This window comes from Streptococcus tangpeifui, from assembly GCF_011038795.1.
In the GTDB taxonomy this organism is placed as follows: Bacteria; Bacillota; Bacilli; order Lactobacillales; family Streptococcaceae; genus Streptococcus; species Streptococcus tangpeifui.
On the sequence record NZ_JAAKDU010000011.1, the window covers coordinates 13,677 to 26,813 of the forward strand.

The window sequence follows — 13,137 nt, forward strand, 5'->3', positions numbered from 1 at the left end:
ACGGGCTAAAAGCTCAGGATTTAGATAAGCTTCCTTGTGTGTCAGCACACGGCGTCACCTTTCTAAAATCTTCATCACTTTTTACGCCCTTGCGACACGAAGTTTGGTTAGTCGATTTTACTAACCAAACGAAATTAGTAGGAGAGGTCGCCAATTCACCATAGTGATTGGCGTTTGTTATCAAGTGCAAAGCACTTAGATAACAAGCCTCTGCTGTATCTTAATTAACTGAATACACCTACGACTCTGTGAAATTAGACTCGCTCTTCTAGAATCTTTAGAGATTTTTCGTTAAGCTCCCTAAATTCCTTTGGAGTGCTTAATGGCTTTGTATCTTATTAATTGAACACGCCTACACTCCAGTGGAATTAGATAAATGTTGCTTGATTCTTAATGAATCGTCACTCCATTTCCTAAATTCCTTTGGAGTGCTTAACGACTTTGTATCTTATAGTTTACTTGCTGTTAGGATATCATCACCACGTTTGACATCATGTGGTAAGCTGCCTAGAGCATCTGTTTGGAAGTCATTTTGATTAGTCACAATAACCGGTGTTGAAACAGGGTAGCCAGCGGCTTTGATGGTTTCAATATCAAAGCTGATGAGTTTATCGCCTGCTTTGACTTGGTCTCCTTGGTTAACATGAGCCGTGAAACCTTCTCCATCTAAGTTAACTGTATCCATACCAATATGTATAAGCATTTCCAAACCTTGATCAGTCACTAGACCCACCGCATGTTTGGTTGGAAATAGCACAGAAATAGTAGCATCCACAGGAGCAACTAGTTCCCCCTCACTTGGTTCAATCACGACTCCTTGTCCCATTACCCCTTGGGCGAAGACTGGGTCAGGTGCCTGACTTAGCACATCTACTGTCCCTTGAAGCGGACTGTGAACTGTAATCAAGGTACCGCTTTCAACTTCTGTTGTTTTCTTAGCTTCTGCAACGGCATCAACTTGAGGAGCCTTAACAGTTGCATCTTCTGTCTTGGTAAAGAAACCTGCCTTGCGGAAAAATATGGTTACAGCAAACGGGATAACGATAGCGACAATCATCAGGAAGGCAAAGATGATCATATATTTAGCCTGAATAGACAAAATTCCTGGCAAACCACCGATACCGATGGCATTAGCCGTAACATTGAAAGTCGTACAGAGAAGACCAGCGATAGAAGAGCCAATCATTCCGGCGATAAATGGATAGATGTATTTCAAATTGACCCCAAAGAGAGCTGGTTCAGTGACCCCCAGATAAGCTGAGATAGCAGCAGGTAGAGAGATTTGTGCTTCACGTTCATTATGGCGATTCATCCAATAATAAGAAAGAACAGCTGAACCTTGGGCAATATTAGAGAGGGCAATCATCGGCCAGAGACCTGTACCTCCGCTATCTGCCACCAATTGGGTATCAATGGCATTGGTCATGTGATGAAGACCTGTGATAACAAGCGGTGCATAGAGGGCACCGAAGAGAGCACCAAAGAGCCATTTAACAGGACCCGTTAAACCAGCCAGAACGACGAAAGAAATTCCCTTACCGATAGTCCAACCGATTGGCCCCAAAACTGTATGAGCCAAAATCAAGGCTGGCATTAAGGATAAGAATGGTACAAAAATCATAGAGACAACTTCTGGAATATGTTTGCGCCAGAAGCGTTCCAGATAAGCTAGGGATAAACCAGCTAAGAGGGCAGGTAAAACCTGAGCTTGATACCCGACTTTTTCAACGGTAAAGAAACCGAAATCCCAAGTCCATTTAGAAGCAATCTCAGCCGCTGAAGTTGAAGCAAAATCATAGGCATTAAGCAATTGGTTAGGCGAAATCAAACAGATCCCCAAGACAATTCCCAATATTTGGCTGGTCCCCATCTTGCGGCTGACCGACCAAGTAATTCCTACTGGCAGGTATTGGAAGATAGCTTCACCCGGCAGCCAGAGGAAATCATTAATCCCATGCCAGAAGGTAGAAACCTCTACAATGGTCTTGCCATCAAGAGCTGACCACTGAACCCCCTCCAAGATATTGCGGAAGCCGAGAATCAGACCACCAACGATGATGGCAGGTAAAATCGGCGTAAAGATTTCTGCCAGCATGGATAATGATCGCTGCAGCCAATTTTGATTTTTCTGAGCTGCTGTTTTAGCCGCTTCCTTAGAAACACCTTCAATTCCTGAAACAGCCGTAAAATCATTGTAGAAAATCGGTACATCATTACCGATGATGGCTTGAAATTGTCCAGCGTTGGTAAAGGTTCCTTTGACAGCTGGAATGGATTCTAAGCGTTCAATATCCGCCTTACTTTCATCATTTAAGACGAAACGCATACGAGTTGCGCAGTGGGTAACTGCGGCAACATTTTCTTTGCCCCCGATTGCTTCCAGCATTTCGCGGGCATCTTGTTCAAATTTTCCCATGTTGACTCCTTTTATGATAAAGATTGTTTACATACAAATTGAGGATTGTAACAGTAGGGTTATAAGCTATCGAAATCGTCAATAAAGCTATTGCAAGACGAATCCTTATGACCTCTCAGCATGCAGTCAATAGACTACCATGATTAATATCATTTCAACTTCTAACCAACTATTGCTCGCTTGCCAAGCTGACAGCCAAGATAACAACATCAGCGATTGAGTAGTAGTGATTGTTATGCTTGCCCCTTTTTTCTGTTTGCGCTTTCATTTTATCCTATCAGGCTATGCTCATGCAACTTGTCTGGAAAATTTCTTTGATTTTTTAACCTTTTTTCCTAACTTGTATGGTAAACTAAAAACAAGCCGAGTTAATTAGATATACTGTTCTTCTGTGAGAAAAGATTCACTGTCCTAGAATCTTACCAATTTTTCGTCAGGTTTCTTATTTTTCTTGGGAATGTTTAACGGTTTTATATCTTATAGGAGAATTATTGATGAAAAAATATCAAGAAGTTTTTCAAGATTTGGAGAGTAAAATTGCAGAAGGGCTCTATCCCCCTGAGACCGCATTGCCTAGTGAAAATACCCTAACGAAGACCTATCAAGTCAGCCGCGATACGATCCGGAAAGCTTTAAAATTGCTAGAAAAGGCGGGGCTGGTCCAAAAATCTCAAGGAAGACAGACGCTGGTGCTGCGCCATCAACACTTTAATTTTCCGGTGTCTCATTTAACCAGTTACCAGGAGCTAGTCAATACTTTAGGAATGGACTCTCAGACTAAAGTTCTAGCCTTAGATCGACTGATTGTCGATCAAAAATTACAGGAGCTCACAGGTTTTCCCGCCAGCAAACAGGTTTGGCGTATCATACGGCAACGCCTTGTCAATGGCACAGCTTCGGTGGTTGATATTGACTACCTACTGATTGATTGCGTTAAGCAGATGACCAAGGAGATTGCCCAGCGCTCGATCTATGATTACTTGGAGAACCAACTACACCTTTCTATTGAGGGGGCTAAAAAAGAAATTACCATCGAGCAGATGACCAATCAGGATAAAATTTGGCTTGATGTGGGCGCCGAACACCATGTTGTATCTGTCAGATCCCGTGTTTATTTGGCTGACGGCCAGCAGTTCCAATTTACGGAAAGCCGACATTTGCTTGAGAAGTTTCACTTCGTAGATTTTGCTAGGCGGAAAAGACAAGAGCCTTAGAGGTGATATGACTAAGGCAACTCCCCACTCTTACTCATAGAATCTTGTAATCTCTAAAGATCGCATATAGTGTTAACTATTTTAGACGAAACAGTTTGATTCAATGGCTGGGAGTCCTCACATTCTCGGCCTTTTTAAACAGTCCACTGGACTGTTAACTATATACAGGAGAGCAAAAAGCAAGCATCATCACTATTTTATAACGATTTATTAATTTCTGTCCCTCTCCCCGTTCTCATACAATAACACCCCCTAAGCCTTCCTTTATAGGATTAGTTTTCTTTTTGTCAAAAAGTTAGAAATAAATCACATTTTATCTTGTCCCCAACCGGAAAATGTGATATATTTATAATGTAAAGAGGTGAGGTATTTCTAACAAATCCTCCATCAAATCAATTATTTAGAAAGCAGGTGGTTATTATGCAAAAAACTGGTAATTATAAATGGCCTGTCCTTATTTCTATGGCCACTACGACGGCTGGCATCGCCTTTGGGGTTTTCGCTAGCCTCGGTTTCAATCGTCCGCTCGCTTATTTTGTCCTCCTTGCCGCAATCATCGGAGATTTATTGGGTCTCTGGGGATTGAGGTATCAGTTAAGAAAAGACAGGGAGGCCAACCATACTTAAAAATAAGAAATGGCTTTACTGGATCTGGCTCCCCCTCTTAATCCTCGTCTATTTTTTGACTCCGGCCAGTCATCCAGTTTGGATTAAGAGGCTTATTTTTACGCTTGTCAGCCTCTTTGAAATTCTAGTATTTGGCCTTATGTCTAAAGTAAGCCCAATCAGCAGGAAAGAGCAGGGGTTCGGTCTGACAGAAAAAATCTATTTGCCCACAATCTTTTTTGCTATGGCTGTCTACACTTTAGGCATTGGGATTTTAACTCCTGACAGCCAACCTGCTTGGATTAAACAGCTTTTTATTGGCGGAATGTTCTTTTTGCTCTTGCTTCTTGGTGGCTATTTCTGCTTAAAAAAAACCATAGAGCGACCCGATGAGCGCTTTTACCAAGATTTAGCCAAGGCAGCGACTTTATGTCTGGTCTTAATGATCGGCTCGCTCCTTGGTCTGACAATCATCACCAGCTGGTTTCCTTTCTCTCTGACACCAGGAGCTCTGCTTATCTATCTTGGCGCTTTGCTCAACCTTTTTGATGTCTGCTTCTGGATTTTTGAAAAGGGTGATTAGGTATGGCTAAAATTATTACTAATTTAAAAGAAATACGCGAAAAAGCGCAAATGACCCAACAGGACCTAGCAGATGCCGTAGGCGTTCGCAGGGAAACCATCCTGCATTTGGAAAATAATCGTTACAATCCCTCACTGGAATTAGCCTTCAAAATCGCAGAAGTTTTCAACTTACAGGTTGAAGATATCTTTCAAAGAAATAAGGACGCCGATTAAAGGGAGCGGAATCAACTTAAAAAATGAAAATTTTGGTTTTCACCACGTCCTAGTTTTAAGGTGGTGACCTGAAACGGTCTCTCCCCAGACCGTTTCACTCCCACTCTCTGTGCAGGGGTAATACTTCTTGGCGTAGCCAACAAATCTTGCTTCCAACCGTTGCGCCAAGAGTCTATTTTAAAATAAGAATGCTGGGCGAGTTTTGCCCAGCATTTTTTATACATTTAATTAGCTTGATTAGTTGGATAACGCGAAAGATAGCTTGATAAACGAGAAACTTTTCTTTTCAAAATTCTAATCTACTGATTTGAGGGCTTCCAGCATATCGACGTTTTTCAAACGATGATAGACGACCCAGCCCAGAACGATTAAGATAAAGGTAATCACTGCCAGAGGCACTAGATAGACATAAGGATCTACCTGAGTAGGATAAACTGTATCTTGGCTCATCATGGCAATAATCACACCATGGAGATAATAACCACCGACCAGACCTAGAATCATGCCAATCACCGATAGCAAGATGGTTTCGCGATAGATATACATCATGACCTCTCGGCTATGAAATCCCAGAACCTTGATGGTTGAGAGCTCCCGAATTCGTTCGGCAACATTAATATTGGTCAGATTATAGAGGATAACAATGGCTAGAGCAATAGATACCACAATAAGAATCGTCATGGAGGCATTGAGACCATTAACGGCTGTCTTCACCATCGTAATCATGGATGAGTTTTGCGTCAGAGAAGTAACACCTGCTAAATTCAACAAATGACTAGATTGCTTAGAAATATCTGACTGGGAGCTATCCTTCAGCTTAATCAGTTCACCATTATGAGTTGCTTTTTTGCCAAAAACGTTTTGGTAGTAACTATCCGACATAAAGATGTAGTGGCCAACATTCATATCTACTAGCCCCGCTACCTTAATAGTGTAAGAATGGCCCTGATCATCTTTTACAGAGAACGTCTCTCCTTTTTTGACACCATAATAAGCTGCTAATTTTTTGGAGATTAAAGCACCTTTATGATCCAGATCAAGCGATTGATCAGTTTTGGGATCACGCAGGCGGATAAAGGATCCAAAATCTTTTTGGTCCGTTGACATGATGGTAATGCTTTTCTTCTCATCTTGACCGCTGATTTTTTCATCTATGGTTTGCGCATGGAGGGATTGATAGTCCCTTACCTGATCAGAATGCAAGTAGTCATCGACTTGCTGACTCTCGGCTCTGCTGGCCTGTTCATTGCGCAGAATCAGCATATCGTAAGGGGTCAGCTGATTAAACTGGCGCTCTACGATTTTTCCTAAGGACGATTGCAACCCCAAACCTGCAAAGAGTAGAGCTACAGAGCCGACAACACCAAAGATGGTCATGACCATGCGCTGTTTGTAGCGGAAGATATTTCTGATCGTAACCTTTTGGGTGAAGCTCAAGCGCCGCCAGATAAAACTGATTCGCTCTAGTAGAATCTTAGAGCCACTGACTGGGGGTTTAGGGCGCAAGAGCTGGGCAGGTTTCTCTCCTAATTCTCGTCTAGCGACCAGAAGAGCTGGCAAAACGGCACTGATAAGGGCTAAGAGCAGGGATAAAACAGTATAAGACCAGTAAAAATAAAAATGCGGCCGGCCCAATGTTGTCAATTTTGCAGGATTCTGAGTCAAGATATAAGGTAACAGATAATGCCCACCCAGAACACCAATAAGGGTTCCCAATAAGCCGGCAACAAGCCCATAGATGACGAATTTCTTAAGCACATCGCCATCGGAGTAGCCCAGAGCCTTTAGAACACCGGCGTTGTTGCGCTCTTCATTGACAAAGCGAGTCATGGTCGTAAAAGTCACTAAGGCAGCCACCAGATAGAGAACAACGGGAAAGATGTCACCGATGTGATCGATATTACGACTGATATCACCATAGGTCCGATAACCGTTACTTCCGGGTAGAGTCGTACGGCTGTAAGAGCTGTAGCTAGGAGTTGGCATTGCTCTGAGGGCGGCCTGAGCGTTTTGGATACTGGCCTGACTTTTAGCCAGCTTGGTCTTGCCTTGACTTATAGCAGCCTCCGCAGCCTGCAATTGCTGACCGCTTAGGTAAACCAACTGCTGCTCTTGCGCTTCCAGTCGATTCTTAGCTTGGTTGATCTGAGATTGGGATTGAGCAAGAGCTGCTTGTTTGTCTTTTTTAATAGCGGCTAATCGCTGTTTCCCGTTATCCTTCAGGATTTCATCTAGAACTTCCTGTTTTTCCTCCAATTTCTTCTTGTAGGTAGCAGAATAAGGATTCAAGGTTTGTAAATCCTGATAGCGTAAGCGGGCTAGATTGTAAACAGCACTTTCAAAGCTATCTGCTGTCGTGACAGCATAAGCAGCTAAATTGCCATCTCCTGCTGTGGAGGTTCCGAGATTTTTTGTCGACCAAATCTCAGAAGAATTAACAAAACCTACAATCTTGTAAGTTGTATGTTTTAGGATGCCTTGTGATTTTTGAGTGAAGTTAATCTTATCGCCTAGCCGATAATCCTTTTTTAGAGACGATGACAGAGCTATCTGATCAGGCTTGTCAGGCAGTTTTCCTGATACTAACTTGTAAGACGATAATGTATCAGTTTTGGAAAAGATCCGCACTGCATCGTCTTTTCCTTTGATGCTGACATCTGACATGTAGCCATATTCGACCTTGGCTCCTTTGATCTTATCTAGCTCTCGTTGGTCCGTCTGACTGAAGCCAGCGCTAGCAATAACTGAGAGATCCATGGTATGGTGGTTCTGCAAATAGTCACTAGCCGTTCGCTCCATATCAGGGGTAGTCACCTTGAGACCAACCAAGGCAAAAGCGCCTAGGAACATCAGAGTCATAATGGAAATAAAACGACCGCTAGAGCCTGTGAACGACTTCCAAATGTCCTTCCAAAATATTTTCTTCATGATTCGGCCTCCTAGTATTCCAGACTAGCGATATCTTGAGGATAGTCGTTGATTTCAATACTGCTAACCTTGGCATCGTGCATGTGGATAACCCGATCGGCGATCGGGGCTAGAGCTGAATTGTGGGTCACGATGATAACGGTTGCTCCTTGCTTGCGAGACATATCCTGCAGAATCTGCAAGACCTGTTTCCCTGTCTGGTAATCCAACGCTCCCGTTGGCTCATCACAGAGCAAGATCTTGGGATTTTTAGCCACAGCTCGAGCGATGGAAACCCGCTGCTGTTCTCCACCCGAAAGCTGGGCTGGAAAATTATCAAGGCGCTGTTCTAAACCAACTTCTCTTAAAGTTGCAGCAGCATCGCGGGCGTCAGTAACAATCTCTGAAGCCAGCTCGACATTTTCCTTGGCCGTCAAATTTGGGACCAGGTTATAAAATTGAAAGACAAAACCAACATCTGTCCGCCGGTAATCTGTCAGCTGTTTGGAGTTGAAATTAGCTATATCTGTTCCATCAATGATAACCTGTCCTTCGTCATTGCTGTCCATACCGCCTAGGATATTGAGAACCGTCGACTTGCCTGCACCAGAAGCCCCGAGAATAATCACTAATTCCCCTTTTTCAATCTCAAAGGTAATGTCGTTGTTAGCAACAATCACCGTGTCTCCCATCTGATAACGTTTAAAAGAATGTTTCATTTCAATATAAGCCATTGGTAATATCTCCTTTATTAAGATACAAAGGGCCGATTCGCTTGACGAAAATTTCCAACAGAAAAATAAGAAAGTGACTGACGGTGTTTGTCAGTTAGGAAGACTTTATAACCCACTCTTATAATCCGCTAAAGCTGAAATAGTTGCCCACTTTTTGCCCAGCGTCTCAGCCCTGTTTAATTTATTTATCGACCTTAGATATTATAAGAGAACTTTAGCCGCTTTAAAAGCCTTAAAAATTGACACCATGTCAAGCTAGAAGCAGTCCAAAATCCTTATAATATAGGATTTTGACTTCAATGAGTTTCCCAGTTTGGAAGAACATTTGACAGCCTGTCAATTTTTTTATAAGATTGGCTTCATACAAGGAGGGACTATGGTTCAAGGTAGTAGAGAAAGTATCATCAATGCTGTATTTCGCATTGCTTCGAAAAATCCAGATAAAAGCAAACTTACCATGACAGAAATTGCCAAAGAAGCTGGCATGTCGCGACAGGCTATTTACCAAAAACATTTCAGCAGCGTAGATGAGATCTTCGATTATATCCATACGTCCATGACGGAGGAGGTCTTTAAAACTTTTAAACGCAGCATTGCTGATCCTAGCATTCATTCTATCTACGAGGCTGTCGCTAGAGATGTTATTCCTAAAGTCTATCAAAAGCGAATACAGGCACGGATCCTCTATCACACTTCTATTGACAGGAATGTCTTTAATTTTCTTGAAGAGAGTTATCTGCAACTCCTTTTAGAAGCAGATAATATTCACATTATCAATAACAGTCCCTTAATGACACCCAGTATGATTAAAATCGTGATTAACTACATTTTTGCACTGGTCGGCGAGTGGGTAGCTGAGGATTTTCCAGAACCACCGGAGGTTTTTGCCAAGACTTTTCTAACCCTGATGGAGACTGCTCCTAAGGGGCTCGTTGATGCTAAGCCCAAAATAAATAAGAGCTGACTGCTGACGGCCTTCATAGCTTATACTGCTTAAAATTGCGTTCATTATTTATCAAAAAGATTGGAATTTTAAGACGACAAATAGCCTACCAGTAAAGCTGGTAGGCTATTTCTATTTAGGCAGGAATGTCAGTCAATGATTTCATTAATAAACTTTTTATCGTTTAATGATGTTTACCACGTTTTGCTAGCAGACCTGTTGCACCAACAAAAGCGATACCAAGAACCAAGACAATACCGATTGTTTTATGGCCTGACTTAGGTTTTTGAACTTTTTCTGATTTGACAGAATGGGTTTTATTATCCGAACTACTCTTCTTTTTCGAACTGGTAGGAACTGTATTCTTAGCTCCTGGAATTTGCGGAGAGATTGGTTGTCCAACTTCTCCCGGTGTCATCGAATTTTTGGGCATGACTGGCATTTTTTGATTGTCAGCATCGGCTTCTTTAGCCGCTTTCGCTACCTCATCTGCTTGTTTAACAAGCGGGGGTTGATCAGCATCAGCTTGAGGAGCTGGACTAACTGAGTCTGGAGCATCTGGTACTGGGACAGGTTCTGATGGAACCAACTCTGTTAGACCAGTTTCAGGATTCTCCGGTGCTGGCGCTGGTAACGGTTGTTCCCCGCCGTTTTCATTTTGATCTGTTGGAGTATCGGAACCATTCTGACCTGCATCTGCCTCATCAGATTGATTATTACCTTCTGGATTAGGCTGATCGCCATTTGATTGATCCTGAGAATCAGGGTTATTAGGCTCTAATTGAGGTTGATCAGACTGATCTCCTTCTGGATTCGGTTGGGGCTGAGGTTGATTACCTTCTGGCTGACCTGGATTAGCTGGATCCTTATCTGCATCTGGTTTTACGTCAGCTTCTGGCTGGCTATTATCAGGAACCGCAGGTTCATCAGCTGCTGGGCCTTCCTGATTGGCCAAAGGCTCTGATGGCGCTGGCGTAGCAGGCTTATCCGGTTCCTGTTCTGATACCTCTGGATCTTTGGGTTGATCAGATGGGTCATTTTCATCTGGCTGTACAGGCTTATCGTTTGGTTGGCCCATTGGTTGATTTGGTGTATCAGCTTCCGGTTGGTCCTCGGGTTTAGGTACTTCTTCTGTTTGAGGTTGATTACCATCTGGCTGATCTGGATTAGCTGGTTCCTTATCTGCATCTGGTTTTACATCAGCTTCTGGCTGGCTATTATCAGGAACCACAGGTTCATCAGCTGCTGGGGCTGGGGCTTCCTGATTGGCCAAAGGCTCTGATGGCGCTGGCGTAGCAGGCTGGGCCGGATCCTGTTCTGATACCTCTGGATCTTTGGGTTGATCAGATGGTTGATTGGCATCAGGCTGAACAGGCTCATCGTTTGGTTGGTCAGTTGGCTGATTTAGTGTATCAGCTTCCAGTTGCTCCTCTGGTTTAGGTACTTCTTCTGCTTGAGGTTGTGCTTCTGCCATTGGCGCTGGTTGATCGGCTGGAGCTTGAGCAGAAGGTTGAGATGGTTGATCGTTTTCTGTCGGTGCTGGTGTCACACTTGGCTCTACTGGCTTAGGGCTTTCAAGGTGCGCCTGATCATCAACACTATTATTTACAAAGCGAACATTTTCTGTTCCTTGACCGTCAGTAGCACTGTAGGCCTTCGTTACAGAATTTAAAATTTTATTATCAGTGATGACAACATTTTTGATATCTCCTCTCTGGGTTTGGAGATCAATAGCACTACGTGGTTGACGATAAAGGTCACTGGTTGTGCCAGTCTTCCAAAGGAGGTTATCATGAATGTTAATTCCGGTATCATTGGTATCGAAGTTATGACCTGCAAAGACGGTGCTCAAACGAATACCGGCACCGGCAATGTTGTTCTTAATCAGATTGTTAGCAACTTCGTGGCCCTTGCCACCAAAGATACCAATTCCTCCGGCACGCCAGCCAAGCTCGATAGTGTTGTGGAGGAATTTATTATTTTCGGCAATGGTCGCATTAGTCGCACCATCAATACTTGACCAAGTAGCCAAGCCATCATCACCGTTACCGCGGATATTAGAGTTTTCTACAGTTGAATTCTTTGTTCCTTGTGCAAAATTAATACCATCTGCTAGATTATTGCGAATTCGTGCATTTTTCACAACAAGACCGTCGGTATAATGCATATTAGCGGCATCATAGTCACCAATCCACATGCCACATTCGAAGTGTTGTTCCCAAATGTCATGGATCGATGAGTTAGAGCCTAGAGTTCCAGAAATCGCTTTGTAGTTAGCAGCTTCATGATAACGCGAGGTCAGATTCGAATCCATAAAGAAATCGCTCAACTCGATACCATTATCATTGTGGTTAAATTCAAAACCACCTCCACCAGCTTGGTCGCTAGTGAAATGTAGGTGGGTGTGCCAGATGCCCGCACCTGAAATTTTCAAGTTTGAAGCATCTACACCAATTTTTTGATTAAAGTCAAACTGGCCGGCCGGAATATAAACATGACGTCCCGTTGATTTGGCCTCATTAATAGCAGCAAAGAGGGCTTGGCTATCGTCCTGACCATCGTTGGCTACTGCTCCCTTAGAAGTAATGCTAATGGCATTATCGGCTTGGGCGATTGGATCGCCAGCCTGTTCTAGTTCAATGAAGTCAATACCATAGGCAACGTTATCCGCCGAATTTTTGACCAAGGTCAGGGTATCTCCCTTTTTCAGTTGAATATCTTTCAAAAGGGAATGGACCTCGTCAAAACGGAAACGAGCCCGTGAATTAGCTGTTGGACTGTCATTTTCAACATCTGTATCAAGGTATTGCCAAGCTGATGATGAAGATAAATCAAGGTTGGCTACACTGTTCCCATTAACTTGAACATCTAATTGACCAGATGTTCCGTCAGGAATGGTATAGCGAACATTAATAGCATTGGCTGGGGCTTCGACCTGAACAGAGACGGAAGACCCTTGATTCGGTAGTTCGACATATTTCTGATCAGAAGCTTCTCCTGCAGTTGAATCGACATCTGTTGACGCTTCCTCTTTAGCACCATTGGCTAAAGTTCCTTGTTCAGCCTCATAGCCTGTATAAGGAAGATTGGCACCGTAATTAGAACTGTCATAAGTGCTAGAGTCTGCAGTCGCTGGACTGGTTTGACTTTCTGCCTGAGCTGGTGGCGCTGCAGGAGTTACTGCCTCATCAGTGGAGACTGTCGTACCGGCTGTTGCTGCCTGTACTTGGGTCTGGCTTTGACTGTCAGTTACAGCCGCCACATTTGCCGAATTAGCGGTCAGTTCGTCAGCAGAAACGGTCATCATCGTTTGCCAAGATATTCCAAGAGCAAAAGCTCCCATCAAGACTACTAGACTTTTTTTCCTCAATGGCATAAGACCTCCTTTCTTTTGTGCCCGATTTTTAACCGAAACACTGTTTAAAAATTAATTTCTTATCTATCTTGTTTTGACTAAAGTATCTCTAGCCAATTCCCGCAAAAAAGAGGAGAAGTAAGAGCTACCACTCAAAAAACTAG

Annotated in this window: 9 protein-coding genes; 5 read left to right on the plus strand and 4 right to left on the minus strand. The window is 43.2% G+C overall.

Features of this window, described 5'->3' with window-relative positions:
* Nucleotides 1-448: 448 nt before the first annotated feature.
* Entirely contained in the window at nt 449-2,416 is a 1,968-nt protein-coding gene (gene treP / locus G7Y32_RS08490; RefSeq protein ID WP_165212881.1) for a PTS system trehalose-specific EIIBC component, read from the minus strand.
* Between the two features lie 494 nt (nt 2,417-2,910).
* Here treP and treR point away from each other — a divergent pair, with 494 nt between their 5' ends.
* The 4 genes from treR (at nt 2,911) to G7Y32_RS08510 (ending at nt 5,034) form a co-directional block, all read left to right on the plus strand.
* Nucleotides 2,911-3,630 carry a trehalose operon repressor gene (gene treR, locus G7Y32_RS08495; RefSeq protein ID WP_165212883.1) on the plus strand — a complete coding sequence of 240 codons (720 nt, stop codon included), beginning with the start codon at nt 2,911-2,913 and terminating at the stop codon, nt 3,628-3,630.
* A gap of 420 nt (nt 3,631-4,050) precedes the next feature.
* Nucleotides 4,051-4,257 (plus strand): hypothetical protein, encoded by a 207-nt coding sequence (locus G7Y32_RS08500; protein ID WP_165212885.1) that lies wholly within the window; start codon nt 4,051-4,053, stop codon nt 4,255-4,257.
* A complete protein-coding gene (locus tag G7Y32_RS08505) occupies nt 4,250-4,819 on the plus strand; it encodes a hypothetical protein (RefSeq protein ID WP_165212955.1) in 570 nt (189 codons plus the stop codon). Before G7Y32_RS08500 ends, G7Y32_RS08505 begins: the two co-directional genes overlap by 8 nt.
* A gap of 2 nt (nt 4,820-4,821) precedes the next feature.
* On the plus strand, nt 4,822-5,034 hold the full coding sequence (locus G7Y32_RS08510; RefSeq protein WP_165212887.1) for a helix-turn-helix transcriptional regulator: 213 nt from the start codon (nt 4,822-4,824) through the stop codon (nt 5,032-5,034).
* A 294-nt stretch (nt 5,035-5,328) separates the two neighbouring features.
* Here the strand turns inward: G7Y32_RS08510 and G7Y32_RS08515 are convergent, their stop codons facing one another.
* Both G7Y32_RS08515 and G7Y32_RS08520 read right to left on the minus strand, forming a co-directional pair.
* The gene (locus G7Y32_RS08515; protein WP_165212957.1) at nt 5,329-7,965 is read right to left on the minus strand and encodes an FtsX-like permease family protein; all 2,637 of its coding nucleotides are present in this window, start codon (nt 7,963-7,965) and stop codon (nt 5,329-5,331) included.
* An 8-nt stretch (nt 7,966-7,973) separates the two neighbouring features.
* A complete protein-coding gene (locus G7Y32_RS08520) occupies nt 7,974-8,675 on the minus strand; it encodes an ABC transporter ATP-binding protein (RefSeq protein WP_165212889.1) in 702 nt (233 codons plus the stop codon).
* A gap of 376 nt (nt 8,676-9,051) precedes the next feature.
* Here G7Y32_RS08520 and G7Y32_RS08525 point away from each other — a divergent pair, with 376 nt between their 5' ends.
* Nucleotides 9,052-9,639: a TetR/AcrR family transcriptional regulator gene (locus tag G7Y32_RS08525; RefSeq protein ID WP_165212891.1), complete on the plus strand. Its 588-nt coding sequence runs from the start codon at nt 9,052-9,054 to the stop codon at nt 9,637-9,639.
* A gap of 163 nt (nt 9,640-9,802) precedes the next feature.
* Here the strand turns inward: G7Y32_RS08525 and G7Y32_RS08530 are convergent, their stop codons facing one another.
* A complete protein-coding gene (locus tag G7Y32_RS08530) occupies nt 9,803-12,994 on the minus strand; it encodes a right-handed parallel beta-helix repeat-containing protein (RefSeq protein WP_165212893.1) in 3,192 nt (1,063 codons plus the stop codon).
* Between the last annotated feature and the right edge of the window lie 143 nt (nt 12,995-13,137).

Excerpts from the sequence above, each read along its gene's own strand:
- treP (WP_165212881.1), bottom strand. The coding sequence starts at position 2,416 with ATGGGAAAATTTGAACAAGATGCCCGCGAAATGCTGGAAGCAATCGGG.
- treR (WP_165212883.1), top strand. The coding sequence starts at position 2,911 with ATGAAAAAATATCAAGAAGTTTTTCAAGATTTGGAGAGTAAAATTGCA.
- G7Y32_RS08500 (WP_165212885.1), top strand. The coding sequence starts at position 4,051 with ATGCAAAAAACTGGTAATTATAAATGGCCTGTCCTTATTTCTATGGCC.
- G7Y32_RS08510 (WP_165212887.1), top strand. The coding sequence starts at position 4,822 with ATGGCTAAAATTATTACTAATTTAAAAGAAATACGCGAAAAAGCGCAA.
- G7Y32_RS08520 (WP_165212889.1), bottom strand. The coding sequence starts at position 8,675 with ATGGCTTATATTGAAATGAAACATTCTTTTAAACGTTATCAGATGGGA.
- G7Y32_RS08525 (WP_165212891.1), top strand. The coding sequence starts at position 9,052 with ATGGTTCAAGGTAGTAGAGAAAGTATCATCAATGCTGTATTTCGCATT.
- G7Y32_RS08530 (WP_165212893.1), bottom strand. The coding sequence starts at position 12,994 with ATGCCATTGAGGAAAAAAAGTCTAGTAGTCTTGATGGGAGCTTTTGCT.